Consider the following 24355-nt stretch of genomic DNA (forward strand, 5'->3'; position numbering starts at 1 on the left):
ACCGGAAGGTTCCAGTCGACGGCGGGGCAGGTGTGGATCACATGACGGTGTATCAACTCTCGGTGGAAGCTTCCACGTTCACGCGCTGGCTGACGGAGTTCGCGGCCCGCCTCCAGCCGGGAGCCGGCTGGTACGGGGTCTTCGCCGAGCGCGACCCCGAGGGATTGCGCGCCTGCTTCGACGGTACGGAACTCCTGCCCTGGGACGTCGTCGAGTCCCTGCTCCAGGACGCGGGGGAGCCTCTCGACGGGCCGCTCGCCGCCCGGGCCGGGGCGCTGTACGCGGCGGCGGCCACCGCCCACGACCGCCGCCCCGGCGGGGCCGCCTCACTCGCCGAGCGCCGGGGCCTGATGGAGCGGGAACGCCGGTACGCCGAGTCCCGCGCCCGCGAGCTGGGGGAGCGGCTCCGCCTCGCCCCCGGCCGGGAGGAAGCGGCCCGGCTGGAGAACGACCTCGCCTGGATCCGGGACGACCACGCCCGGGCCGTCGCCCGCGTCACCGAACTGACCACCCGCCTGGCCCGCCTCGGGCCGGAAGCGCGGACCGCGCCGCGCGGGCAGGCGCCGGCGGCCCCGCTCGCGATCCCGCCCGCGCCCGCGGCCCCGCCCGTGGCCGCGACCCCGACCCCGCCCGCGCCCGCGCCCGCGCCCGCCAAGCGGCGCCCCCGGGGTGCCCGGTACGCCTGGCTGGAGGAGGAGGGCGTCGAGAACGTGGCGGCTGTGTCCGTCCCCGTACTGCCGACCGGGGGAGCCGCGCCCCGGGGGGCACGCTTCGGCGGTGGCGGCGACCCCACCCCGGCGACAGGCGCGGCGGCGGGCCTGGCGGCCGGTGCCACCGGTGCCCCCGAGGAGGATCCCGCCGAGACCGCCCGCGCCGCGGCCAACGCGGTCTACGCCCTCCAGCGGCTCCGCGCCCAGGGCCGCAGCGGCGAGGCGCACGCCCTGCTCTGCGAGGCGCTCGGCGGCCCGCCCGCCCGGCTGCCCGCCCTCGCCGCGGAGCTGCACCGGGCCGGTCTCGGCGCGGACTGGTCCACGCTGCTCTGGGAGGCGTCCTCGCTGCCGCCCGGCCGGCTCGCCGCCGTCGCCGGGGCCCTCGCCGACGTGGGCCGGACCGCCGACTGCGAGCAGCTGCTCCGCCAGGGTGTGGCCCGCCCCGTGGAGGAGCTGGCCGGGGCGTGCGCCGCCCTGCACGCCGAGGACCACCACCGCGAGGCCCACGCCCTGCTCACCGCCTTCGTCCGGGTGCGGGCCCCCGAGGACGCGGCCCGTCTCGCGGGCGCGGACCCGCGCGGCCTCGTTCCCCAGCTTCTCGACGCGGCCCGCGCGGTCTCCGTCACCCGTGAGCGCGACCTCCTCCACGCCCTGCGCGTGGCGGGCCTGGCGGGCGCCTGACCCGCGGCGGGAGGGCCTTCTGGGGCACGTTTCATTACTTGCGGGTACGTGTCGGTACGTGTCCGACGTGGACCACTCGGGTATGAAACATGATCGACGCCGCTGCTTCACGGCGGTGGTCTTGCTCCGGGGTGTGACGGGGCTTACGTTCTCCTCCTACGCCCCGCGTCTACGGGCGTAGAGGCTCTCTGACGCCGTGCCGAAGGAGCAGCTCATGACCGACGTCGTACGCGCCGCGCTCGTCCAGGCGACCTGGACCGGCGACACCGAATCGATGATCGCCAAACACGAGGAGCACGCCCGGGAGGCCGCCCGGCAGGGCGCCAAGGTGATCGGGTTCCAGGAGGTCTTCAACGCCCCCTACTTCTGCCAGGTCCAGGAGCCCGAGCACTACCGCTGGGCCGAACCCGTCCCCGACGGGCCCACCGTCCGGCGGATGCAGGACCTCGCCCGGGAGACCGGGATGGTGATCGTCGTCCCCGTCTTCGAGATCGAGGGCGAGGGCTTCTACTACAACACCGCCGCCGTGATCGACGCCGACGGCACCTACCTCGGCAAGTACCGCAAGCACCACATCCCGCAGGTCAAGGGCTTCTGGGAGAAGTACTACTTCCGCCCGGGAAACGCCGGCTGGCCGGTCTTCGACACCGCCGTCGGCAGGGTCGGCGTCTACATCTGCTACGACCGCCACTTCCCGGAGGGCTGGCGCCAACTCGGACTCAACGGAGCCCAGTTGGTCTACAACCCGTCCGCCACCTCACGTGGCCTCTCCTCCTACCTCTGGCAGCTGGAACAGCCCGCCGCGGCCGTCGCCAACGAGTACTTCGTCGCCGCCATCAACCGCGTCGGCCAGGAGGAGTACGGCGACAACGACTTCTACGGCACCAGCTACTTCGTCGACCCGCGCGGCCAGTTCGTCGGCGAGGTCGCCTCCGACAAGAGCGAGGAACTCGTCGTCCGCGACCTCGACTTCCGCCTCATCGAAGAGGTCCGGCAGCAGTGGGCCTTCTACCGGGACCGCCGCCCCGACGCGTACGACGGGCTGGTGCAGCCGTGAGCAGTCTCTTCGACCGGCACAAGGCCGTCATCCCCGACTGGGTCGCCCTCTACTACCGCGACCCCATCGAGATCACCCACGGCGAGGGCCGCCACGTCTGGGACGCCGAGGGGCGCAGGTACCTCGACTTCTTCGGCGGCATCCTCACCACCATGACCGCGCACGCCCTGCCCGAGGTCACCAAGGCCGTCGCCGAGCAGGCCGGGCGGATCATCCACTCCTCGACGCTCTACCTCAACAGGCCCATGGTGGAGCTCGCCGAGCGGATCGCCGGCCTCTCCGGCATCCCCGACGCCCGCGTCTTCTTCACCACCTCCGGCACCGAGGCCAACGACACGGCCCTGCTCCTGGCCACCGCGTACCGCCGCTCGAACCAGATCCTGGCGATGCGCAACAGCTACCACGGGCGCTCCTTCTCCACCGTCGGCATCACCGGTAACCGCGCCTGGTCGCCCACGAGCCTCTCCCCGCTCCAGACCCTGTACGTGCACGGCGGCGTCCGCACCCGCGGCCCCTACGCCCAGTACACGGACGAGCGGTTCATCGACGCCTGCGTCGCCGACCTCGAAGACCTCCTCGGCCACACCCGGGACGTCGCCGCCCTCATCGCCGAGCCCGTACAGGGCGTCGGCGGCTTCACCTCCCCGCCCGACGGCCTGTACGCCGCCTTCCGCCGCGTCCTCGACCGGCACGGCATCCTCTGGATCGCCGACGAGGTGCAGACCGGCTGGGGCCGCACCGGCGACCACTTCTGGGGCTGGCAGGCCCACGGCCAGGCCGGACCGCCCGACATCCTCACCTTCGCGAAGGGCATCGGGAACGGCATGTCCATCGGCGGGGTCGTCGCCCGCGCCGAGATCATGAACTGCGTCGACGCCAACTCCATCTCCACCTTCGGCGGCTCGCCGATCACCATGGCCGCGGGCCTCGCCAACCTCAACCACCTCCTGGAACACGACCTCCAGGGCAACGCCCGCCGCGTCGGCGGCCTCCTCATCGAACGCGTGCGGGCGGCCGCCGCCGGCGTGGACGCCGTCCGGGAGGTGCGGGGCCGCGGCCTCATGATCGGCATCGAGCTCACCGAGCCGGGCACCGACCGGGCCAACCCGGAGGCGGCCTCCGCCGTACTGGAGGCGGCCCGGGAGGGCGGCCTGCTCATCGGCAAGGGCGGCGGACACAACACCAGCACCCTGCGCGTCGCACCGCCGCTCTCGCTCACCGTCGCCGAGGCCGAGGAAGGCGCCGCGATCCTCGAAGAGGCGCTCAGAGGCCTGTAGTTCACCCTCACTCACGCAGGAGAGTCCCGTGAGCACCCGTACCCTCATCCGGGGCGGTCTGGTCGTCACCGCCGCCGACGAAGTCCACGCCGACGTGCTGATCGAGGACGGCCGGATCGCCGCCCTCGCCACCCACGGCTCGGACGTCGCGGCCGGCTGGACCGCCGACCGCACCATCGACGCCACCGACCGCTACGTGCTGCCCGGCGGCGTCGACGCCCACACCCACATGGAGCTGCCCTTCGGCGGCACCTCCGCCTCCGACACCTTCGAGACCGGCACCAGGGCCGCCGCCTGGGGCGGCACGACCACGATCATCGACTTCGCCGTCCAGACCGTCGGCCGGAGCCTGCGGGAAGGGCTCGACGCCTGGTACGCCAAGGCCGACGGCAACTGCGCCGTCGACTACGGCTTCCACATGATCCTCTCCGACGTGAACGAGCACACGCTCAAGGAGATGGACCGGCTCGTCCAGGAGGGAGTCAGCTCGTTCAAGCTCTTCATGGCGTACCCGGGGGTCTTCTACTCGGACGACGGGCAGATCCTGCGCGCCATGCAGCGCTCCGCCGACAACGGCGGGCTGATCATGATGCACGCCGAGAACGGCATCGCCATCGACGTCCTCGTCGAGCAGGCGCTCGCCCGCGGGGAGACCGACCCCCGCTACCACGGAGAGGTCCGGAAGGTCCTTCTGGAGGCCGAGGCCACCCACCGCGCGATCCAGCTCGCCCGGGTCGCCGGGGCGCCGCTCTACGTCGTCCACGTCTCCGCGGAGGAGGCCGTCGCCGAGATCGCCGCCGCCCGCGACAAGGGACTCCCGGTCTTCGGCGAGACCTGTCCCCAGTACCTCTTCCTCTCCACCGACAACCTCGCGGAGCCCGGCTTCGAGGGCGCCAAGTACGTCTGCTCCACCCCGCTCCGCCCCAGGGAGCACCAGGCCGCGCTCTGGCGCGGGCTGCGCACCAACGACCTCCAGGTGGTCTCCACCGACCACTGCCCCTTCTGCTTCACGGGGCAGAAGGACCTCGGCCGCGGGGACTTCTCCAAGATCCCCAACGGTCTGCCGGGCGTCGAGAACCGCATGGACCTCCTCCACCAGGCCGTCGTCGACGGGCACATCTCCCGGCGCCGCTGGATCGAGATCGCCTGCGCCACCCCCGCCCGGATGTTCGGCCTCTACCCCCAGAAGGGCACGATCGCGCCCGGGGCCGACGCCGACGTCGTCATCTACGACCCGCACGCCCACCAGACGCTCTCCGCCGCGACCCACCACATGAACGTCGACTACTCCGCGTACGAGGGGAAGACGATCACCGGACAGGTCGAGACGGTCCTCTCGCGCGGCGAACTCGTCATCGACCAGAGGAAGTTCACCGGCCGCGCCGGACACGGCGCCTTCACCCCCCGCTCCACCTGCCAGTACCTGAACTGAACACCGAACCAGGAGGTCCCCGCGTGGACTTCGGACTCGTCCTGCAGACCGACCCGCCCGCCTCGCAGGTCGTCGGACTGATGCGCCGGGCGGAGCGGAACGGCTTCCGCTACGGCTGGACCTTCGACTCCGCCGTGCTGTGGCAGGAACCCTTCGTCATCTACAGCCGCATCCTCGAACACACCACGAAACTGCACGTGGGCCCCATGGTCACCAACCCGGGCACCCGCACCTGGGAGGTCACCGCCTCCACCTTCGCCACCCTCAACGACATGTACGGCAACCGGACCGTCTGCGGCATCGGCCGCGGCGACTCCGCCATGCGCGTCGCCGGCCGCAAGCCGAACACCCTGGCCCGCCTGGGCGATGCCATCGACGTCATCCGCGACCTCGCCGAGGGCCGCGAGGCGATCGTCGACGGCAACCCGATCCGGATCCCCTGGGTGAAGGACGGGAAGCTGCCCGTCTGGATGGCGGCGTACGGGCCGAAGGCCCTGGCCCTCGCCGGACAGAAGGCCGACGGCTTCATCCTCCAACTCGCCGATCCCTACCTCACCGAGTGGATGGTGAAGGCCGTCCGCCAGGCCGCCACCGAGGCCGGCCGCGACCCCGACGCCCTCACCGTCTGCGTCGCCGCGCCCGCCTACGTCACCGCCGACGACTCGGCCGAGGCCCTCGCACACGCCCGTGAGCAGTGCCGCTGGTTCGGCGGGATGGTCGGCAACCACGTCGCCGACCTGGTCGCCAAGTACGGCGAGCACTCCGACCTGGTACCCGAGGCCCTGACCGCGTACATCAAGGACCGGCACGGCTACGACTACAGCCACCACGGCCGCGCCGACAACCCGTCCACCGACTTCGTCCCCGACGAGATCGTCGACCGCTTCTGCCTCCTGGGCCCGGCCGAGGCCCACATCGAGAAGCTGCGCCGCCTCCGGGACCTGGGCGTGAACCAGTTCGCCGTCTACAACATGCACGACGCCAAGGAGGCCACCATCGACGCGTACGGCTCCGAGGTCATCCCCGCGGTGACCGGCTGAGCGGGGGTGGCTCAGTTCTCCGAATAGACGACGTTGAACAGGTCGAAGTAGGAGCTGTAGCTCGCTCCGCCGCAGAGCCCGAGACGCATCGGGGCGCTCTGGGCGGGACCGCCCGCGGCGGTGACGCAGGTGGCGAGGGCGACCTTGGGCTGGAACCGCAGGTAGCCGTTCCAGTCCGGGTCGACCTGGTTGAACCAGGAGTCGGTGCTGGCGCAGGTGTGGAGCCTGATGTCGCCGCCCTCCTTCGCCGTGCCCGTCCAGTTGTTCAGGCACAGGTTCCGGTTGCCTGCCGACCGGACCTGGAAGTACTTGCTGGTCACGTAGACGATGTCCCACTTCTGGGCGGTCGTGCCGTTGCAGCTGTACTCCTGCACGAGCACTCCGCTGCTGAAGTTGGAGCCGGGCACGTCGAGACACTTGCCGTCGGCGAGGTTGATCTCGATGTTGTCGCCCCGCCCGGCCCCGCAGGTGCACGCCCGGCTCGGCCATGACCCACCCCGCGCCCCGCAGGACCACGCCCCGCCCGGCCATGACCCCACCCCCCCCGCACGGTCACGCCCCCCAGGCCCCGCACGGCCTCGTTCCGTCCCCGAACGAAGGGTTCCCGTCGCCATGACCGCCACCACTCCCTCCAGAAGACCCGACATCTCCGACGACCGTGCCGAGTTCGCGCCCGGCACCGCCCCCGACGACCCCCGCTTCGTCAACGACGACCTGCTCCCCGTCCCGGTCGCCCAACGCCGTTGGACCACCTACAACTTCGCCGCCCTCTGGGTCGGCATGGCCCACAACATCCCCTCCTGGATGCTCGCCTCCGGTCTCATCGCCCTCGGCATGGACTGGAAGCAGGCCGTCCTCACCATCGCCCTCGCCAACGTCGTCGTCCTGCTGCCGATGCTGCTCACCGGGCACGCCGGACCCAAGTACGGCATCCCCTTCCCCGTTCTCGCCCGCGCCTCCTTCGGACTGCGCGGAGCCAACCTGCCCGCCCTCATACGCGCCGGCGTCGCCTGCGCCTGGTTCGGCATCCAGACCTGGATCGGCGGACAGGGCGTCTTCGTCCTCCTCGACAAGGTCTTCGGCGGCAGCTGGGCGGAGGTGTCGAGGATCGGCGGCCGGCCGTGGACTCTCTGGCTCTGCTTCGTCCTCTTCTGGGCCCTCGAACTCGCCATCATCTACCGGGGTATGGACGCCCTGCGCCGATTCGAGAACTGGGCCGCGCCCTTCGTCATCGTCGGCGCGCTCGCCCTCCTCGTCTGGATCACGGTGAAGGCGGGCGGCCTCGGCCCCCTCCTCGACCAGCCCTCCCGGCTCGGCTGGGGCGCGGACTTCTGGCCCGTCTTCTTCCCCGCGCTCATGGGCATGATCGCCTTCTGGGCGACCCTCAGCCTCAACATCCCCGACTTCACCCGCTTCGGCGCCGGGCAGCGTGCCCAGGTGTGGGGCCAGACGCTCGGACTCCCCACCACCATGACCCTGTTCGCGCTGCTCTCGGTGCTCGTCACCTCCGGCTCGCAGGCCGTGTACGGGGCGCCCGTCTGGGACCCGGTGGCACTCGCCGCCAAGACCGACAACGTCTTCGGACTGCTCTTCGCCCTCGTGACCGTGCTCGTCGCCACCCTCTCCGTGAACATCGCGGCCAATGTCGTCTCCCCGGCGTACGACCTCGCCAACCTGGCGCCGAAGCTCATCGACTTCCGTACGGGCGCGCTGATCACGGGAGTCGTCGGCGTCCTCGTCATGCCGTGGAAGCTCACCGCCACCCCCGAGCTCTACATCTTCACCTGGCTCGGTCTGGTCGGCGGGCTCCTCGGCACGGTGGCGGGCATCCTCATCGCCGACTACTGGCTGGTCCGCCGCACCGTCCTGGACCTCGATGGGCTGTACCGGGCCGACGGCCCCTACTGGTACCGGGGAGGCTGGAACCCGGCTGCCGTCCTCGCGTTCACGGTCGGCGGCGTCCTCGCCGTCGGCGGCTCGCACTCGGCCCCGGGCACCGGCCCCTTCCCCGAGGACGGCCTGATCCCCTTCCTCAAGCCCCTCGCCGACTACGGCTGGGCCGTGGGTCTCGCCGCCTCCATGCTCCTCCACACCCTGCTCATGAGGCGGCGGGGCGCTTCCCGGTCGTCCGGCCGATCCAGCTGAGGTAGGACCAGACACGGGTGTTCACGGCAGGGGTGTCGGTCGCGCACCCCTTCCCGTAGGAGACCAGGCCGACCAGGTACGGCTTGCGCCCGACCCTGCGGACCAGGGGGCCGCCGGAGTCGTACAGACAGGTGTCCCGCCCGGGGGCGTAGGTGCAGATCTGCGGGGAGGCGACGTGGGACATGCCCCTGTCCACGCATGTCGGGTTGCTCATGGTGTCGAGGACCACCGTGCGCAGGACGTCGGAGGCACGGCCGCCGAACGAGGTGGCGCCCCAGCCGGGCACCTCGACCTGCGTGTGGTCGAAGGTGCCGTGGGAGTACGGGGCCGGCAGACCGACCGGGCTCACGTCGCGGTTGTAGGCGACCGGTTCGGCCAACCGGACGAGCGCGATGTCGTTCCGCTGGGTCGCCGGGTCGTACTCCGGGTGCACGACGAACCGCTCCGGCGTCGCCAGGACGGCGTGGGGGCTGTCGTCCCCGGCCGTCAGGTCGTGCTCGCCGAGGAGGACACCCACCCGGGCGGGACTGCTGTAGGAACCGGTGAGGCAGTGGGCGGCGGTGAGCACGTACCGGTCGCCGACGAGCGCACCGCCGCACATGACCCGCTGCTCGGCGAGGTCCACCAGCCCCGCCATGAAGGGGTACTGGTGCGGCTTCGCCTCCTCACCTCCGACGATGGCGTGCGCCGGGGCGGGGCCGAGCGGGAGCATGGCCAGCACCGCCCCCGTGACCGTGGCCATGAGGCTTCTCATCCGTCTCAACCGTCTCATCCGTCCCACGAGATCTCCGAACTGTCGGCGGTGGTCTGCCGGGGCCGGTGGCATGCGGAGACGTTTCCTCTCGCCGTCTCCACGGCCCGTTCCGGCCCGTCCGGTCTTCAACGATCAAGGAGGGACGCGGTCACCGGTCCGCGTCGGGGGTCCAGCCCGGTACGTGCGCGGCGGCCGCCGCGTCCCAGGCCGCGGGCCCGCCCGGGAAGGGCCAGGCGCGGGTGAGGCGGGGCGTGCGGTCGAGAGCCTGGAGCTGCGCGGCCAGGCTGCGACTCTGGTGGCGGGCCCGGGCCGGGGCGAGCGGGCCCTCCAGAGCGGCCACCCGCTTCTCGTGCTCCGTCACGGGCAGCTCCGCCCAGCGTGCGATCCAGTGGGCGTCCATGGCCCGGGAGAGGAGCAGGACCCGAGGGCGGCCGCCCTCCGCGAGCGCCGCCGTCAGCCGGTCGTGACCGTCGAGGACCACGGGGGAGTTGAGCCCGCTGATCCACCACACGAACACCGGCGGGAGGACCCCCTCCCGGTACTGGCGGCGGTACGCCTTCACCCGGGGCGCCTCCGGGTGCGACAGCGCCCGCAGCGGCAGCAGGTCCCGCGCGTCCTCGACCGGGTCGCCGTAGCCGAACCACGTGAGGTGGCCCCGGTCCGGGTCGTGGGTGAGCAGTTTCGGCCAATTGCCGTCCACGAACCAGCGGTCCGCGTCCGGGGCGAGGTGCCACTCGCCCTCGTGCAACGGCCCGTCGGCCGCCCCGCGGAGCGCCTCCCCGCCGTACGCGGCCCAGCGCTCCGTCCACTCCTCCGAGCCCGGCTCCGCCAGCTCCGCGACACCCCGGGACCGGTCCGCCCGCAGCGGTGCCAGCGGGGAGACGTACCGGCCCGTCCGCGCGTAGTGCAGCCCGTGCTGGGTGACCCGCTGCCGGGCGAAGAGCACCGGAACCCCACCCTGCGTCAGCACCAGCCGGCGCCCGTCGGCACTCTCCATCCGCAGACCGGGCCTCACCGGCCCGTCGACACGCATCAGCATGCCCGCAGCCTAGGACGTGATCGCCTCGTCCGGCTCCAGGACGAAGCCGCCCGCCACCCGGACGTCGCGCAGGACCCGTCCGCGGTGTCGAGGTCGACGACCAGTAGCACCCGCCGGGGGCCTTGTACTCGCCGTGGAACGCGCCGTGCACGGAACACCCCCTGCATGTAAGGGGTGAACTCGGCCAAAGGGTACTCCCCGGGGAAACGGCGGGTGACAACTGCCGCATTCCGGTTGTCAGCACCCCGTGCTTAGCTGGAGGCATGATCGAAGACTTCCTTGAGCACGTCCTCGGCGGCCGTACGACCGAGGTGGAGGAGGCGGTCCGCAAGGCGGCCGCCGCCGAGATCATGCCGCGGTTCCGGCAGCTCGCCACGCACGAGATCGTGGAGAAGAACGGGCCGCACGACCTTGTCACCGTCGCCGACCGGGCCGCCGAGGCCCACCTCACGGCCTCCCTCACCGCACTGCTGCCCGGCTCGGTCGTCGTCGGCGAGGAGGCCGTCCACGCCGACCCCTCCGTGTACGAGGCGCTGCGCGGCGAGGCCCCCGTCTGGATCGTCGATCCCGTCGACGGCACCCGCCAGTTCGTCCACGGCGACCCCGGCTTCTGCACCCTCGTCGCCCTCGCGCTGCGCGGCGAGCTCCTCGCCTCCTGGACCTACGCCCCGGCCCTCGACGAGATGGCGATCGCGGTGCGGGGCCGCGGCGCCACGCTCAACGGGCAGCCGATACGGTCCGGCTCGCCGGCCCCCGGCGCGGTCCTGCGGGTCGCCACCTCGCACCCCGACTACACCACCCCGGACCAGAAGCGCGCCCTGCACGGCCTGCGGGCGGATGGCGTCGCCCCGCGCCCCTGCGGCTCCGCCGGTCTCGAGTACCTCTCCGTGGCCCGCGGCGACCTCGACGGCACCGCCTTCTCCTGGGAGTACGCCTGGGACCACGCTGCCGGACTCCTCCTCGTCGCCGAGGCGGGCGGCACGCAGACCACCGTCGCCGGGGAACCGTTCCGCGTCACCGGAGGGAACGCGCTGCCGTTCACGGCGGCCAGGGACGCGGCGACCGCCGAGCGGATCCGCGGCCTCCTCGGGGGCGCGTGAGGCGGGGGCGACCACCGGCCTATCCTGAGAGTCTTGACCATCGGCTGACGAAGGAGTCCGAAGGTGAGGAACGAGACGTCGATGCTCGATGCCGTCGTCGTGGGGGCCGGGCCCAACGGCCTCACCGCGGCGGTGGAGTTGGCCCGACGCGGCTTCTCCGTCGCCGTCTTCGAGGCGAAGGAGACCGTGGGCGGCGGCGCCAGGACCGAGGAGCTCACCCTCCCCGGCTTCCGCCACGACCCCTGCTCCGCCGTGCACCCGCTCGGCGCCGGCTCGCCCGTCTTCAAGACGATGCCGCTGGATCGGTACGGCCTGGAGTGGCTCCACCCCGAACTGCCCATGGCCCACCCCTGGGACGACGGCACCGCCGCCGTCCTCTCCCGCTCCGTCGCCGAGACCGCCGCCTCCTTCGGCCCGCGCGACGCCGGGGCGTACCGCCGGCTCGTCGCCCCCTACCTCGGCAAGTGGGACACCCTCTCCCGGGACTTCATGCAGCTGCCGCTCACCGCGCTGCCGAGCGACCCCTTCACCCTCGCCCGCTTCGGCCTCGACGGACTGCCGCCCGCCACCTGGCTGATGCGAAGGTTTCAGGATGAGAAGGCTCCCGCGCTCTTGGCCGGGCTTGTCGGTCATGTGATTGCCCCGCTGGGCGGCTTCGCCACGGGGGCCGTCGGCCTCGTCTTCGCGCTCGCCGCGCACGCGGGCGGCTGGCCGATGCCCAGGGGCGGCTCACAGTCCATCTCCGACGCCCTCGCCGCGTACCTCAAGGACCTCGGCGGCGCCGTCCACACCGACTACGAGGTCAAGCGCCTCGACGACCTGCCGCCCGCCCGCGCCTACGTCTTCGACACCTCGCCCACCGCCCTCGCCCGGATCGCCGGCTTCGGCGGGCACTACGACCACTACAAGTACGGCGCGAGCGTCTTCAAGATCGACTACGCCCTGGACGGCCCCGTGCCCTGGACCGCCGAGGAGCCCCGGCGCGCCGGCACCGTCCAGATCGGCCCCACCGCCGGCGAGATCGACACCGCCCTGCACCAGGCCTCCTCCGGCACCGCCCCGGACGCCCCCTTCCTCATCACCGCCCAGCCGAGCCTCGTCGACCCCTCCCGGGCCCCCGAGGGGAAGCACGTCTTCTGGGCGTACGGCCACGTGCCCAACGGCTGGCAGGGAGACCTCACCGAGGCGATCGAGCGTCAGATCGAGCGCTTCGCACCCGGCTTCCGCGACCGCGTCCTGGCCCGCGCCACCGCCGGCCCGGCCGAACTCGCCGCCCGCAACGCCAACTACGTCGGCGGCGACATCGCCTGCGGAGCCGCCCGAGGCCTCCAGCTCGTGCTGCGCCCCACCCTCTCGCTCCGCCCCTACGCGACCCCGCACCCGGCGGTCTTCCTCTGCTCCTCCGCCACCCCGCCCGGCCCCGGCGTCCACGGCATGTCCGGCCACAACGCGGCAAAGGCGGTCTGGCGCCGACTGCGAAAATAGACTGCCCCCATGGCCAAGTACTTCGACGTGCACCCCGACAACCCCCAGCCGCGCACCATCGGCGCGGTGGCCGACAGCATTCGGAACGGTGCGCTCGTCGCGTACCCGACCGATTCCTGTTACGCCCTCGGCACCCGACTGGGCAGCCGTGACGGCATCAGCCGCATCCGCGCGATCCGCGACCTCGACGACCGGCACCACTTCACGCTCATGTGCCAGAACTTCGCCCAGCTGGGCCAGCTCGTGCACATCGACAACGACGTCTTCCGCGCGGTCAAGGCCGCGACGCCCGGCGCGTACACCTTCATCCTGCCCGCGACCAAGGAGGTGCCGCGCCAGCTGCTGCACCCCAAGAAGAAGACGGTCGGCGTCCGCATCCCCGACCACGTCGTCACCCAGGCCCTGCTGGCCGAACTCGGCGAACCGCTGCTCTCCAGCACCCTGCTCCTGCCCGACGAGGCCGAGCCGCTGACCCAGGGCTGGGAGATCAAGGAGCGGCTCGACCACCAGGTGGACGCGGTCCTCGACTCCGGCGAGTGCGGAACCGAACCGACCACCGTCGTCGACTTCTCCAGCGGCGAGCCCGAGATCGTCCGGCGCGGGGCGGGGGACACCTCGCGCTTCGAGTAGGGCGCGCCGGAAAGCAGGCCACCGCCCGTGAACCGGCCCTTACGGTCAGGACCGTGACCGCCGTACGGTCGTGCGAGCCCCGCTCGCCGATACCGACGGAGGACCGAGCCACATGATCGTCATCGCCCAGGTCAGCGACATCCACGTCGACGGGGAACCGCGCAGCGTCGACCGCACGCGCGCGGTCCTGCGGTACCTGGAGGAGCTGCCGTACGACCTGGCGGCCGTCCTCGTCACCGGGGATGTCGCCGACCACGGGAGGCCGGACGAGTACGCGGTCGTCCGGGAGCTGCTGAACTCCCGTCACCCGCTGCTCGCCTGCCCCGGCAACCACGACGAGCGCGCCGCCTTCCGGGCGGCCCTCCTCGGCGCGGGCGCCGGGACGCCGGCGGTGACGGGGGACACCGCCCGCCCGGACGCGCCGGTCAACCAGGTGCTCCGGGGCGAGGGCTTCGTGGTGGCCCTCTGCGACTCCTCGGTGCCCGGCAAGGACGAGGGCTTCCTGGAGGACGAGACGCTGGCGTGGCTGGACGGGATCCTCGACTCCACCCCGCGCGAGGTGCCCGTCCTCGTCGCCTTCCACCACCCGCCGGTCCCGCTGCGCACCCCGTACGTGGACGGGATCCGGCAGTTCGGCGAAGAGCGGCTCGCCGCCCTCGCCGACCGCCACCCCCACCTCACGGCCTTCCTGGCCGGGCACGCCCACACGGCGGCCGCCACGACCTTCGCCGGGCGCCCGCTGCTCGTGGCTCCCGGAGTCGTCTCCACCCTCCGCCTCCCCTGGGAGAACCCGGGCCCGGACTCCCCGCACGTCCATCTCGACCTGCCGCCCGCGCTCGCCTTCCACGTCCTCGGCGAGGACGGCAGGCTGACCACCCACTTCCGGACCGTGCCCGTCTGACCGCCGGGCACGGGGACGACGGGGTCGAGGTCGGGGACGGTCGGGGCCAGTGACAGTGACAGGGACGGGGTCGGGGGCGGGGACAGGGGCGGGGACGAGGTCAGTCGGGGTCGGGGACGGGGACGGACGTCAGTACGTGAGAACGTCCATGTCGTTTTCTCGCCAGCCCGCGAGCCCCCCCGTCCCCGATCCTGGAACCATGCACAACGACACCGAGCGCTGCGTGCGGGCCGTCCAGTCGAAGGACGCCCGCTTCGACGGCGTGTTCTTCACCGCCGTCCGCACCACCCGGATCTACTGCCGGCCCAGCTGCCCCGTGGTCCCGCCGAAGCCCGAGAACATGGAGTTCCACCCCAGCGCCGCGTCCTGCCAGCGCTCCGGATTCCGGGCCTGCAAGCGGTGCCGGCCCGACACCAGCCCCGGTTCCCCCGAGTGGCACGTCCGCGCGGACGCCGTCGCCCGCGCCATGCGGCTCATCCAGGACGGGGTCGTCGACCGGGAAGGCGTCCCCGGGCTCGCCCGGCGGCTCGGCTGGTCCACCCGCCAGATCGAGCGCCAGCTCCTCGCCGAGCTCGGCGCCGGCCCCCTGGCACTGGCCCGCGCCCAGCGTGCCCAGACCGCGCGGGTGCTCATCGAGACCACCCCGCTGCCCTTCGGCGAGATCGCCTTCGCCGCCGGCTTCTCCTCCATCCGGACCTTCAACGACACCGTTCGCGAGGTCTTCGCCCTCACGCCCGGCGAGCTCCGCGCCCGCGCGGCCCGGACCCGTCCCGAGACGGCCGGCACCCCCGGGGTGATCAGCCTGCGGCTGCCGTTCCGCGCCCCCCTCGAACCGTCCAACCTCTTCGGCCACCTCGCCGCGACCGCCGTCCCCGGCGTCGAGGAGTGGCGGGACGGCGCCTACCGGCGGACGCTGAGCCTCCCGTACGGACACGGCATCGTCGCCCTCGCCCCGCGCGTCGACCACATCGCCTGCCGTCTCTCCCTCGCCGATCCGCGGGACCTCACCCACGCGATCAGCCGCTGCCGCAGACTCCTCGACCTGGACGCCGACCCGGTCGCCGTCGACGACCGGCTGCGCACGGACCCGCTGCTCGCGCCGCTCGTCGACGCGGCGCCCGGCCGCCGGGTGCCCGGAACCGTCGACCCCGCGGAGTTCGCCGTACGGGCCGTGCTCGGCCAGCAGGTCTCCACCGCCGCCGCCCGCACCCACGCGGCCCGGCTGGTCACCGCGTACGGCACCCCCGTCGACGACCCCGAGGGCGGCCTCACCCACCTCTTCCCGGCCCCCGGGGCGCTCGCGGAGCTCGACCCCGAGAACCTCGCCCTGCCCCGCAGCCGCCGCACCACCCTCCTCACCCTCGTCCGGGCCCTCGCGGACGGCACGCTCACCCTCGGCCCCGCCGACGACCGAGAGGAGGCCCGCGCCCGGCTCCTCGCCCTCCCCGGCTTCGGCCCCTGGACCACCGAGGTCATCGCGATGCGGGCGCTCGGCGACCCGGACGCCTTCCTCCCCGGCGACCTCGGCGTCCGCCGCGCCGCGGAGGGCCTCGGCCTGCCCGGCACCCCGGCCGCGCTCACCGCCCGCGCCGCCGACTGGCGGCCCTGGCGCGCCTACGCCGTCCAGTACCTCTGGGCCACCGACGCCCATCCGATCAACCACCTGCCCAGCGAAGAGAGCTGAACCGCCATGCCCGCCACCGTCCGTCACACCGTCGTGGACAGCCCGTACGAGCCGCTGACCCTCGTCGCCGTCGACGGCGTCCTCAGCCGCATCCACATGACCGGTCAGCGCCACCGTCCGCCCGAGGAGACCTTCGGCGAGCCCGACCCGCGGCCCTTCGACGAGGTGATCCGCCAGCTCGACGCCTACTTCGCCGGTGAGCTCACCGCGTTCGACCTCCCGCTCCACCTGGTCGGCACCCCGTTCCAGCTGCGGGTGTGGGAGGAGCTCCGCCGTATCCCGTACGGGGAGACCCGGACGTACGGCGAACTGGCCGAGGCCCTCGGCAAGCCCTCCGCCTCCCGGGCAGTGGGGCTCGCCAACGGCAAGAACCCGGTCAGCATCGTCGTCCCCTGCCACCGCGTGGTCGGGGCGGGCGGCGGCCTCACCGGCTACGGCGGCGGCCTCGACCGCAAACAGCGACTGCTCGCCCTGGAATCGCGTACGGGGGAGCCCGCCGGCCTCTTCTAGCGGAATGGTTGAATCCGCCAACTAGTGGTGGACAGCGCACTGGTGGGCGAAATACATCGGCCAGGCGAATGATCATTTTCAGCCATCAGAGGCCCTATGATGGCTGATAAGCGACGTGTACACGGCACACGATCGGTCGGATGCGCCCGCCTAATCGCCGGGCGCCCTCTCTCACCCATGGCCTCGAACTGACCATTCGCGGGCCTGCTTCGTGTGCCCCCGCGTGCGCTTGTGCCCGTGTCGGAGATCGGACCCTCCTGTGGTCGACCCGGCACGGACCACCACTCGCCGGCCCATGTGCCGGAGATCCCAAAAGGAACAGAAACAGAACATGATTCGCAAGGCATCCTCGGCGCTGATCGCGCTGCTGACCGTCATCGGCTTCAACTTCCTCGTCGCGGCCCCGTCCGCCCAGGCGGCTGGCAACACCAGGCTCTGGAACGTGGGCAGTTGCGCCACCCCCCAGGGGAACAGCACCGCCAACGGCACGATCATCACCGTGTGGTCCTGCACCGGCAGCGACCTGCAGAAGTGGCACTGGGAGGGCAACCTCCTCGTCCACGACGTCAGCGGCAAGTGCATGACGCCCCAGGGCAACGCCTCGGGCACCAACGGCGCCGTCCTCACGCTGTGGACCTGTAACCCCTACTCGTTCCCGAGCCCGCAGCGGTTCTACTACGAGGGTGACCGCATCTGGACGATGCACGGGACGAAGTGCATCACCAACAAGGGCAACTCGCTGTCGAACGGCACGTGGCTCACCCTGTGGACCTGCAACTCCGAGTGGAACTACGCGCAGTCGTGGCAGCTCTCCCAGTAATCCAGTGACCCAGTGACTGGAGGCCGGTTCGCCGGCCGAACGCAGGAGCCCCGAACTCGTTCGGGGCTCCTGCGCGTTGGGTGCGGGCGGGACGGGCCCGCCGGTAAATACCTCGACATCGGTCGTGTGATCGGGGACGCTTCGCGCGATGACCAGAATCGACGACACACCGCCCGCGTGGGACGAGCGCACCCAGCTCACCACGTTTCTCGACTACGCACGTGACACCGCCCGCGCCAAGTGCGACGGCGTCTCCGCGGAGAACGCCCGCAAGGCGCTCCTGCCGGGCTCACCGCTGATGACCATGAGCGGATTGATCAACCACCTCCGCTGGGTCGAGTACTACTGGTTCCAGGTGGTCTTCCTCGGCGAGGAGGACCAGGGCCCGTGGACCGACGAGGACCCCGACCGCGAGATGCGCGTCGCCGTCGACTTCCCGCTCACGCAGCTGCTCGACGAATACGCCGAACAGAGCGCCCGCTACCGCGAACTCGTCGCCGGGAACGGCCTGGACGGCAAGGCCGAGCGAGCCGTCCGCGGCGGTCTCCATGTCGACCTGCGCTGGATCCTCCTCCACCTCACCGAGGAGACGGCCCGCCACAACGGCCACCTGGACATCCTGCGCGAGATGCTCGACGGCACGACCGGCGACTAGGGCGTATGTCGAAAGTAGCGCCGTCTGCCCGAAGGGCAGGCGGGACTTTCGACACACGCCCTAGGGCCCGTCCGGCGAGCGGCCCGTCGTCGCCTCAGGCGAAGGCGGAGCGGTCACCCCCGGGCGGGGTGACCGTTCTCCAGTTCCACCGGGCCCCCGTCGGCCTCCAGGACGTCCAGTGCGGCGAGGACGCGAAGGCCCAGGCTCCCCGGGAGATGGGCGAGGACCTCCTCGCGCCCGATCAGCTTCCAGGAGAGCAACTCCTCCTCCTGGAGCCGGATCTCCGCGAACCGCTCCTCGGCCAGCACCCCGCCGTCGTAGACGTACGCCACGATCGGCGGCCGTTCCCGGCCGTGCGACCAGTCGACGGCGAGCAGCGGGCCGAGCCCCACGTCCAGGCCGATCTCCTCCGCCGTCTCCCGGCGCGCGGCCTGGCGCGGTGTCTCGCCTCCGTCGGACTCGACCGTGCCGCCGGGCAGCGTCCAGCCCTCGCGGTAGTTGGGCTCCACGACCAGGACCCGGCCCTCGGCGTCCCGGAAGAGCGCGGCGGCGCCGACCAGGACGCGGGGGAGTCCGGCGATGTACGTGGCGTATTCGGTGGTGGTCATCCCGTCAGCGTAGCCAGCCGCAGCGTCCGCTCGGCCAGTTCCGTGATCCCTACCCCGTCGTAGCCGAACACCGCACTGCGCACCCGGTCCCGCAGCGGCTCCGACCACTGCGGCGGGATCGCCGCCGCCCCGCACATCACCCCCGCCACCGAGCCCGCCGTCGCCCCGTTGGAGTCCGTGTCGAGGCCGCCGCGCACGGTCAGCGCGATCGTGCGGGTGAAGTCGCCCTCGCCGTAGAGGAGTCCGGCGGTGAGCACGGCCGCGTTCGGGACGGTGTGGATCCAGCCGAGCCCCGCCGTCCGCTCCGCCAGTTCGGTGAGCGTGTCGGACCAGTCGAGCCCCGACTCGTACAGGGCGATCGTCCCCCGTACGGTGCGGGCGAGCCGGCTGCTCTCCGGGACCCGCTCCAGGCCCGCCTCCAGGGCGGACCGGACATCGGGCGCGGTGAAGGCGGCGGCGATCGTCGCCGCTGCCCACATCGCCCCGTACACGCCGTTCCCGGTGTGCGAGAGGACCGCGTCCCTGCGGGCCAGCGAGGCGGCCCGCCGCGGGTCCCCGGGGCAGGTCCAGCCGTAGACGTCGGCCCGGATCAGCGCGCCGATCCACTCCTGGTACGGATTGTCGTACGTCGCCGTCAGCGGCGGCCTCAGCCCGTTCGCGAGGTTGCGGTAGGCGATCCGCTCGGCCGTGAACGTCTGGAGGTACGGCAGCCGCAGCAGCCACTCCTCGCCGAGCTGCTCGGTCGTGAACGCGAACCCGCGGGTCTCCAGGAGGTGCAGCCCGAGGACCGACCAGTCGACGTCGTCGTCCCGGCAGCTCCCGTCGATCCCGCCGCGCACGCACCGCTGCCACTCCGGCCGCAGCTCGAAGCCGGTCGCCCCGGGCGGCGGGGGCGGCAGGTAGTCGGTCAGCGGGAGCGCGTCCGTCAGCCGCAGATACGCGTCGATGTGCTCCCGCGTCCAGTGGTCACCGCGCTCCACGGGCTTGCCGAGCATGTTCCCGGCGATCCGGCCGGTCCAGCCGCCCAGGATCCGGTCCGCGAGTTCCCCGCGCGGGAGTTGACCCTGCGGGAGTTGACCTTGCGGGAGCTCCTCGTGCGGGAGTTCCCTGCGCGGGAGTTCCTCGCGCGGAAGGTCCCTATGTGTGAGATCCCCGTTCCCGGGGTCCCCCTGTGTGCGCCCCATGGTGCGTCAGCCCTCCTCTTCCTCCGTGTCGGTGCGCGACTTCGCCGCCCGGCGCAGCCCGTGGTGGCGGGCGCCGCCGCTCTGCTCGGTCATCGCCTCGCCGACCAGCGTCCGTACCGCGTCCCCCAGCCCGTGCAGGGCGTGGTGCCGGACCGGGCCCGCGCCCGGGTCCTCCCGCAGCTCCTTCAGGAGCGCCCAGCACAGCGCCAGCATGACCATCACGAACGGCAGGGCCACCAGGATCGTCGCCGTCTGGAGCGAGTTCAGCCCGCCCACCACGAGCAGTCCCGCGGCCACGGCCGCCATCAGGACGCCCCAGGTCACCACGAGCCAGGTCGGTGGGTGGAGCGAGCCCCGGCTCGTCAGCGAGCCCATGACGAGCGAGGCCGAGTCCGCGCTCGTCACGAAGTACGTCATCACCAGGATCATCGCGATGACCGAGGTCACCGTGCCGATCGGCAGCGCGTCCAGCATCGCGAACAGCGAGGCCTCCGGCCCGTCCTGGACCGTCGTCGCCAGGTCCGCCTCGCCCGTCGACTGCAGCCGGATCGCCGTGCCGCCCATCACGCAGAACCACACGACCGTCGCACCGGACGGCACGAGCAGCACGCCCAACAGGAACTCGCGGATCGTCCGGCCGCGCGAGATCCGGGCGATGAAGGTGCCGACGAACGGCGCCCAGGACAGCCACCACGCCCAGTAGAAGATCGTCCACGTGCCCAGCCAGTCGCGGTCGGTGAAGGCGCCCGTGCGGCTCGCCATCGGCAGCAGCTGGTGCAGATAGCCGCCGACGGAGGCCGGGACGGTGTCCAGGATGTAGACGGTCGGGCCGAGGAGGAAGACGAAGAGCATCAGGCAGCCGGCGAGGACGATGTTCAGGGTGGAGAGCCACTTCACGCCCTTGTGGAGCCCCGAGAACGCCGACAGGACGAAGGCCGCGGACAGCGAGACGATGATGATCAGCTGGGTGGACGTGGAGTTCTCGACGTCCATCGTCAGGTTCAGCCCCTCGGCCACCTGGAGGGCGCCGAGCCCCAGACTCGTCGCCGTGCCGAACACGGTCGCGAACACCGCGAGCAGGTCGATCGCCTTGCCGGGCCAGGACCCCGCCCGGCGCGCCCCGATCAGCGGCACGAAGACCGAGCTCAGCTGGTTCCCGCGGCCCTTGCGGAAGCCCGCGTACGCGAGGGCGAGCCCCGCGATGCCGTAGATCGCCCACGGGGTGAGCGTCCAGTGGAAGAACGAGTACTCCATGGCGGTACGGGCGGCCGCGCCGCTCCCGGCCGGGACCCCGCTCGCCGGGGGAGGGCTCAGGAAGTGCTGGAGCGGCTCCCCGACCCCGTAGAACATCAGACCGATGCCCATGCCGGCGCTGAACATCATCGCGATCCACGCCAGGTTGGTGAACTCGGGCTCCGAGTCGTCCGCGCCCAGCCTGATCCGGCCGAAGCGGCTCAGGGCGATCACCACGCACAGCACGAGGAAGGTGTCCGCGGCGACCACGAAGAGCCAGGCGAAATTGGACAGCACCCACCGGAGGGCCGTGGACGACGCGCTGTCGAAGGAGTCCTCGCCCAGGGTCGCCCAGGCCGCGACCGCCACGACGGCCGCGACCCCGATCCCGATGACCTTGCCATCGGGCGCGAACCGCTCACGCGGCGTCTGTTCGGTCGGTTCCGTGCTCATGTGACCCCACTATGGTGTGGAATATCGCCTTATCAGGGGGTGGCACGCCGTCTGGCGGTACGGATAGGGTCGACCTCGGCGCGACTGCACGTTCGAAAGCAAGGGATGCAAGGTGACGGACGGGGCAGCAACTCAGGTCGCTCACGTGCTCGTGGCGGCTGACAAGTTCAAGGGTTCGCTCACGGCCGTACAGGTCGCGGAGCGGGTCACAGCGGGACTGCGACGTGTCGTCCCCGGGCTCACGGTGGAGACGTTGCCCGTCGCCGACGGCGGCGACGGCACCGTCGCGGCAGCGGTCGCGGCCGGCTTCGAGCGCCGCGAGGTGCGGGTGACGGGACCGCTCGGCGAGCAGGTCACCGCGGCCTTCGCGCTGCGCGGCACCACCGCGGTCGTCGAGATGGCGGAGGCCTCGGGCCTCCAGCTCCTCCCGGCCGGGGTCTTCGCCCCGCTGACGGCGACCACGTACGGCTCCGGGGAGCTGCTCCGCGCGGCCCTGGACGCCGGCGCGACCACCGTCGTCTTCGGCGTGGGCGGCAGCGCCACCACGGACGGCGGCGCCGGCATGCTCGCCGCGCTCGGCGCCCGCTTCCTCGACGAGGCGGGCGAGCCCGTCGGCCCCGGCGGCGCGGCCCTCGCCGAGCTGGCCACGGCCGACCTCACCGGACTCGACACCCGCTTCGCCTCGGTCGACCTGATCCTCGCCAGCGACGTCGACAACCCGCTCACCGGCCCCAAGGGCGCCCCCGCCGTCTACGGCCCGCAGAAGGGCGCCACCCCGGACGACGTCCGGACCCTGGACGCGGCCCTCGCCCACTTCGCCACCGTCCTGGAGAAGGCCATCGGCCCCAAGGCGGCCGAAGCGGCCCTCGCTCCCGGCGCGGGCGGCGCGGGCGGCATCGGCTACGGCGCCCTCATCCTGGGCGCGAGCTTCCGCCCCGGCATCGAACTGATGCTGGACGTCCTCGGCTTCGCCCCCGCTCTGGAGCGGGCCACCCTCGTCATCACCGGCGAGGGCTCCCTCGACGAGCAGACCCTCCACGGCAAGGCCCCCGCCGGCGTCGCCGCGGCGGCCCGCGCGGCCGACAAGGAGGTCGTCGCGGTCTGCGGCCGCCTGGCCCTGCCTCCCGAGGCCCTCGGCACGGCCGGCATCCGCCGCGCCTACCCGCTCACGGCCATCGAGCCCGACACGGCGAAGTGCATCGCGAACGCGGGCCCGCTCCTGGAGGACGTGGCCGCGAACATCGCGCGGGACTTCCTGACGTAGTCCCCGGGCACCGGGCGACCCGGTTCGCGGCCGCGCCGCCGGACCTCCGGCGGGCGGGCCGAAACCCGCCGTCCCGTGGTGAGCAGCCACTCCGCCGGGCCGACACCTGCCCGCCACCCACCCCGTTGTGGGCAGTCGTTCCGCTGGGGCGGAACGGGTGGGCACAACGGGACGGCGCCCCTTCCCGGGCCTAGGCTTCCGGGCCTGGACCCGCAACTCCGTGTGCGCCGCGCTGGGGTGCGGGTAGGCGCAGGGGGGGGCGGAGGCGCCGCAAGGGCGCCGTCCCGTGTGCCCACCCGTCCCGCCCCGGCGGGACGCATGCCCACACGGGGCGGGGTGCGGCCACGCGAACCGCCCGATCCGTCCTACCCCGACGCCGTCAGCCGGAACGCGTCCAGCGCCAGCGTCATCTCCGTCAGGTCCCGCGGCCGGGACAGCGACCGCGAGGTCAGCTGCTCCAGGCGCCGCAGGCGGTTGAAGACCGTGTTCCGGTGGCAGTACAGGCGCCCCGCCGCCCGCCCCGCCGAGCCCTCGCAGTCGAGCCAGACGTCCAGCGTCTCCAGGAGAACCGCCCGGTCCGCCGGATCCAGTTCGAGCAGCCCGCCCAGGACGTCCGAGACCAGCAGGCTCGCCATCTCCGGCTGGCCCACCACCAGCGCCCCCGCCATCCGGCGGTCCAGCCGCACGATCTGCCGGCTGCCCGGCGGACACGTGCGCAGGGCCAGCTCCGCGAGCCGCCGCGCCCGGCCCAGCTCGGTCAGACCCACCACCACGGGACTGATCCCGCCGGGCCCCGGGCACCGCCCGTCGAGGAGCTCCGACAGCGCGTCAAGACCGGCCTCCCCGGCCAGCGCCACCACCCCGATCTCGCAGTCCGCGCCCATCCGCCACAGGAACCGCACGTCCTCGCCCTGGACCTGCCGGTGGAACGGCTCCCGCTCCTCCCGCCGGTCGTAGCGCAGCACCACCACCGCGTACCGCCCCTGCTCCGGCAGGTCCAGGCCGGCCGCCGCCCGCGCCACCAGCTCGGGCGACCGCTGCCCCTGGAGCAGCGCGTCCAGGAGCGCCTGGAGCTGTTCGTCGGTCCGGCGGCGCAGCTCCGCCTCCGTCGTCCGGTACGCCTCCGAGGCCGTGTCCGCCTGCGCGTCCACCGCCGACCACACCGTCGTCGCCGACTGCATCAGCGCCGTCAGCTGCGCCGAGTCCGCCCCCGCGCCCTCGATCAGCGCGTCCCAGACGAGGTGCCCCGCGTGCCGGTACGCGTGCACGACGAGCTCCAGCGGCATCCCCTGCGCGGCCCGCCGCCGGCCCATCTCCTCCGCGTGCTGCAGGTCCCGCCGGGGCGAGTTCCGGGGCGCCGAGATCATCTCGATCCCGATCCGCATCGCCTCCTGGGCCTCCTGCCAGTGCTGGTCGTACGGCAGGATCCGCCCGTAGGCGGGCTCGTACGAGTGCAGCTCCCTCAGGTGCTCGTCCACCAACTCCGGCACCCGCTCCAGAAGTGCCGTGCACGCCTCGGCGAGCACCTTCCAGTCGTCACCGGTCCGCCGTCTACGCCGTCCCATGCCCGGAGGATCCACCGCGCCGGGCCCCTCGGCACACCCCTGACGCGCAGCGTTGTGCGCATGCACAGCCCACCGCCGTCCCCGCTGGTCACCGGCAGCGATTCGGCCGCGGGACGTGGACGGACGGT

Annotated in this window: 22 protein-coding genes; 15 read left to right on the forward strand and 7 right to left on the reverse strand. The window is 72.6% G+C overall.

Annotated features, from left to right (window positions below):
* Nucleotides 1-62 precede the first annotated feature (62 nt).
* From OG361_RS32225 to OG361_RS32245, 5 genes are all read left to right on the forward strand, one after another.
* Nucleotides 63-1391: a UL36 very large tegument protein gene (locus tag OG361_RS32225; protein ID WP_405859131.1), complete on the forward strand. Its 1329-nt coding sequence runs from the start codon at nucleotides 63-65 to the stop codon at nucleotides 1389-1391.
* A 214-nt stretch (nucleotides 1392-1605) separates the two neighbouring features.
* A complete protein-coding gene (locus OG361_RS32230; protein ID WP_405859133.1) occupies nucleotides 1606-2448 on the forward strand; it encodes a nitrilase-related carbon-nitrogen hydrolase in 843 nt (280 codons plus the stop codon).
* Complete coding sequence (locus OG361_RS32235) at nucleotides 2445-3725, forward strand: aspartate aminotransferase family protein (protein WP_405859134.1); 1281 nt, start codon at nucleotides 2445-2447, stop codon at nucleotides 3723-3725. The genes OG361_RS32230 and OG361_RS32235 overlap by 4 nt, the downstream gene beginning before the upstream one ends.
* A gap of 28 nt (nucleotides 3726-3753) precedes the next feature.
* Nucleotides 3754-5157, forward strand: a complete 1404-nt coding sequence (gene hydA / locus OG361_RS32240; RefSeq protein WP_405859136.1) for a dihydropyrimidinase — start codon at nucleotides 3754-3756, stop codon at nucleotides 5155-5157.
* A 23-nt stretch (nucleotides 5158-5180) separates the two neighbouring features.
* Nucleotides 5181-6197, forward strand: a complete 1017-nt coding sequence (locus OG361_RS32245; RefSeq protein WP_405859138.1) for a TIGR03842 family LLM class F420-dependent oxidoreductase — start codon at nucleotides 5181-5183, stop codon at nucleotides 6195-6197.
* An 11-nt stretch (nucleotides 6198-6208) separates the two neighbouring features.
* On the opposite strand, the gene OG361_RS32250 is transcribed toward OG361_RS32245, so the two are convergent.
* Nucleotides 6209-6736, reverse strand: coding sequence for an RICIN domain-containing protein (locus OG361_RS32250; RefSeq protein ID WP_405859140.1), 528 nt, complete (start codon nucleotides 6734-6736; stop codon nucleotides 6209-6211).
* 73 nt (nucleotides 6737-6809) lie between these two features.
* Between OG361_RS32250 and OG361_RS32255 the strand changes: the two genes are divergently transcribed.
* Complete coding sequence (locus tag OG361_RS32255; RefSeq protein WP_405859142.1) at nucleotides 6810-8342, forward strand: NCS1 family nucleobase:cation symporter-1; 1533 nt, start codon at nucleotides 6810-6812, stop codon at nucleotides 8340-8342.
* On the opposite strand, the gene OG361_RS32260 is transcribed toward OG361_RS32255, so the two are convergent.
* A complete protein-coding gene (locus tag OG361_RS32260) occupies nucleotides 8296-9084 on the reverse strand; it encodes a serine protease (protein ID WP_405859144.1) in 789 nt (262 codons plus the stop codon). The two genes, OG361_RS32255 and OG361_RS32260, sit on opposite strands and share 47 nt — an antisense overlap.
* A 160-nt stretch (nucleotides 9085-9244) precedes the next feature.
* On the reverse strand, nucleotides 9245-10135 hold the full coding sequence (locus tag OG361_RS32265; RefSeq protein WP_405859146.1) for a hypothetical protein: 891 nt from the start codon (nucleotides 10133-10135) through the stop codon (nucleotides 9245-9247).
* Nucleotides 10136-10398: 263 nt separating this feature from the next.
* On the opposite strand from OG361_RS32265, the gene OG361_RS32270 reads away from it, so the two are divergent.
* The 8 genes from OG361_RS32270 (at nucleotide 10399) to OG361_RS32305 (ending at nucleotide 17920) form a co-directional block, all read left to right on the forward strand.
* Nucleotides 10399-11235 carry an inositol monophosphatase family protein gene (locus tag OG361_RS32270; RefSeq protein WP_405859148.1) on the forward strand — a complete coding sequence of 279 codons (837 nt, stop codon included), beginning with the start codon at nucleotides 10399-10401 and terminating at the stop codon, nucleotides 11233-11235.
* A gap of 81 nt (nucleotides 11236-11316) precedes the next feature.
* Complete coding sequence (locus tag OG361_RS32275) at nucleotides 11317-12720, forward strand: phytoene desaturase family protein (RefSeq protein ID WP_405862563.1); 1404 nt, start codon at nucleotides 11317-11319, stop codon at nucleotides 12718-12720.
* A 9-nt stretch (nucleotides 12721-12729) separates the two neighbouring features.
* Nucleotides 12730-13350, forward strand: coding sequence for an L-threonylcarbamoyladenylate synthase (locus OG361_RS32280; RefSeq protein ID WP_405859150.1), 621 nt, complete (start codon nucleotides 12730-12732; stop codon nucleotides 13348-13350).
* Nucleotides 13351-13462: 112 nt separating this feature from the next.
* Nucleotides 13463-14251: a metallophosphoesterase gene (locus OG361_RS32285; RefSeq protein ID WP_405859152.1), complete on the forward strand. Its 789-nt coding sequence runs from the start codon at nucleotides 13463-13465 to the stop codon at nucleotides 14249-14251.
* 199 nt (nucleotides 14252-14450) lie between these two features.
* Entirely contained in the window at nucleotides 14451-15935 is a 1485-nt protein-coding gene (locus OG361_RS32290) for an AlkA N-terminal domain-containing protein (RefSeq protein ID WP_405859154.1), read from the forward strand.
* A 6-nt stretch (nucleotides 15936-15941) separates the two neighbouring features.
* Nucleotides 15942-16445, forward strand: a complete 504-nt coding sequence (locus tag OG361_RS32295; protein ID WP_405859156.1) for a methylated-DNA--[protein]-cysteine S-methyltransferase — start codon at nucleotides 15942-15944, stop codon at nucleotides 16443-16445.
* 331 nt (nucleotides 16446-16776) lie between these two features.
* Nucleotides 16777-17265 (forward strand): RICIN domain-containing protein, encoded by a 489-nt coding sequence (locus OG361_RS32300; RefSeq protein ID WP_405859158.1) that lies wholly within the window; start codon nucleotides 16777-16779, stop codon nucleotides 17263-17265.
* Nucleotides 17266-17413: 148 nt separating this feature from the next.
* Nucleotides 17414-17920, forward strand: a complete 507-nt coding sequence (locus OG361_RS32305) for a DinB family protein (protein WP_405859160.1) — start codon at nucleotides 17414-17416, stop codon at nucleotides 17918-17920.
* A gap of 113 nt (nucleotides 17921-18033) precedes the next feature.
* Here OG361_RS32305 and OG361_RS32310 read toward each other — a convergent pair whose 3' ends face one another.
* The 3 genes from OG361_RS32310 to OG361_RS32320 are packed head-to-tail and all read right to left on the reverse strand — an operon-like array spanning nucleotide 18034 to nucleotide 21398.
* Nucleotides 18034-18528, reverse strand: a complete 495-nt coding sequence (locus tag OG361_RS32310) for an NUDIX domain-containing protein (protein ID WP_405859162.1) — start codon at nucleotides 18526-18528, stop codon at nucleotides 18034-18036.
* Complete coding sequence (locus tag OG361_RS32315; protein WP_405859164.1) at nucleotides 18525-19712, reverse strand: ADP-ribosylglycohydrolase family protein; 1188 nt, start codon at nucleotides 19710-19712, stop codon at nucleotides 18525-18527. Before OG361_RS32315 ends, OG361_RS32310 begins: the two co-directional genes overlap by 4 nt.
* 6 nt (nucleotides 19713-19718) lie before the next feature.
* Nucleotides 19719-21398 (reverse strand): BCCT family transporter, encoded by a 1680-nt coding sequence (locus OG361_RS32320; RefSeq protein WP_405859166.1) that lies wholly within the window; start codon nucleotides 21396-21398, stop codon nucleotides 19719-19721.
* A gap of 112 nt (nucleotides 21399-21510) precedes the next feature.
* Here OG361_RS32320 and OG361_RS32325 point away from each other — a divergent pair, with 112 nt between their 5' ends.
* Nucleotides 21511-22662 (forward strand): glycerate kinase, encoded by a 1152-nt coding sequence (locus OG361_RS32325; RefSeq protein ID WP_405859168.1) that lies wholly within the window; start codon nucleotides 21511-21513, stop codon nucleotides 22660-22662.
* A gap of 365 nt (nucleotides 22663-23027) precedes the next feature.
* Here the strand turns inward: OG361_RS32325 and OG361_RS32330 are convergent, their stop codons facing one another.
* The gene (locus tag OG361_RS32330; protein WP_405859170.1) at nucleotides 23028-24227 is read right to left on the reverse strand and encodes a PucR family transcriptional regulator; all 1200 of its coding nucleotides are present in this window, start codon (nucleotides 24225-24227) and stop codon (nucleotides 23028-23030) included.
* Nucleotides 24228-24355 lie beyond the last annotated feature (128 nt).

Source organism: Streptomyces sp. NBC_00090 (genome assembly GCF_045160815.1).
Lineage (GTDB): Bacteria > Actinomycetota > Actinomycetes > Streptomycetales > Streptomycetaceae > Streptomyces.

Coding starts and splice junctions, on each gene's coding strand:
- OG361_RS32230 (WP_405859133.1), top strand. CDS start 1,606: ATGACCGACGTCGTACGCGCCGCGCTCGTCCAGGCGACCTGGACCGGC.
- OG361_RS32255 (WP_405859142.1), top strand. CDS start 6,810: ATGACCGCCACCACTCCCTCCAGAAGACCCGACATCTCCGACGACCGT.
- OG361_RS32260 (WP_405859144.1), bottom strand. CDS start 9,084: ATGGCCACGGTCACGGGGGCGGTGCTGGCCATGCTCCCGCTCGGCCCC.
- OG361_RS32265 (WP_405859146.1), bottom strand. CDS start 10,135: ATGCTGATGCGTGTCGACGGGCCGGTGAGGCCCGGTCTGCGGATGGAG.
- OG361_RS32270 (WP_405859148.1), top strand. CDS start 10,399: ATGATCGAAGACTTCCTTGAGCACGTCCTCGGCGGCCGTACGACCGAG.
- OG361_RS32275 (WP_405862563.1), top strand. CDS start 11,317: ATGCTCGATGCCGTCGTCGTGGGGGCCGGGCCCAACGGCCTCACCGCG.
- OG361_RS32280 (WP_405859150.1), top strand. CDS start 12,730: ATGGCCAAGTACTTCGACGTGCACCCCGACAACCCCCAGCCGCGCACC.
- OG361_RS32285 (WP_405859152.1), top strand. CDS start 13,463: ATGATCGTCATCGCCCAGGTCAGCGACATCCACGTCGACGGGGAACCG.
- OG361_RS32290 (WP_405859154.1), top strand. CDS start 14,451: ATGCACAACGACACCGAGCGCTGCGTGCGGGCCGTCCAGTCGAAGGAC.
- OG361_RS32295 (WP_405859156.1), top strand. CDS start 15,942: ATGCCCGCCACCGTCCGTCACACCGTCGTGGACAGCCCGTACGAGCCG.
- OG361_RS32300 (WP_405859158.1), top strand. CDS start 16,777: ATGATTCGCAAGGCATCCTCGGCGCTGATCGCGCTGCTGACCGTCATC.
- OG361_RS32305 (WP_405859160.1), top strand. CDS start 17,414: ATGACCAGAATCGACGACACACCGCCCGCGTGGGACGAGCGCACCCAG.
- OG361_RS32310 (WP_405859162.1), bottom strand. CDS start 18,528: ATGACCACCACCGAATACGCCACGTACATCGCCGGACTCCCCCGCGTC.
- OG361_RS32315 (WP_405859164.1), bottom strand. CDS start 19,712: ATGGGGCGCACACAGGGGGACCCCGGGAACGGGGATCTCACACATAGG.
- OG361_RS32320 (WP_405859166.1), bottom strand. CDS start 21,398: ATGAGCACGGAACCGACCGAACAGACGCCGCGTGAGCGGTTCGCGCCC.
- OG361_RS32330 (WP_405859170.1), bottom strand. CDS start 24,227: ATGGGACGGCGTAGACGGCGGACCGGTGACGACTGGAAGGTGCTCGCC.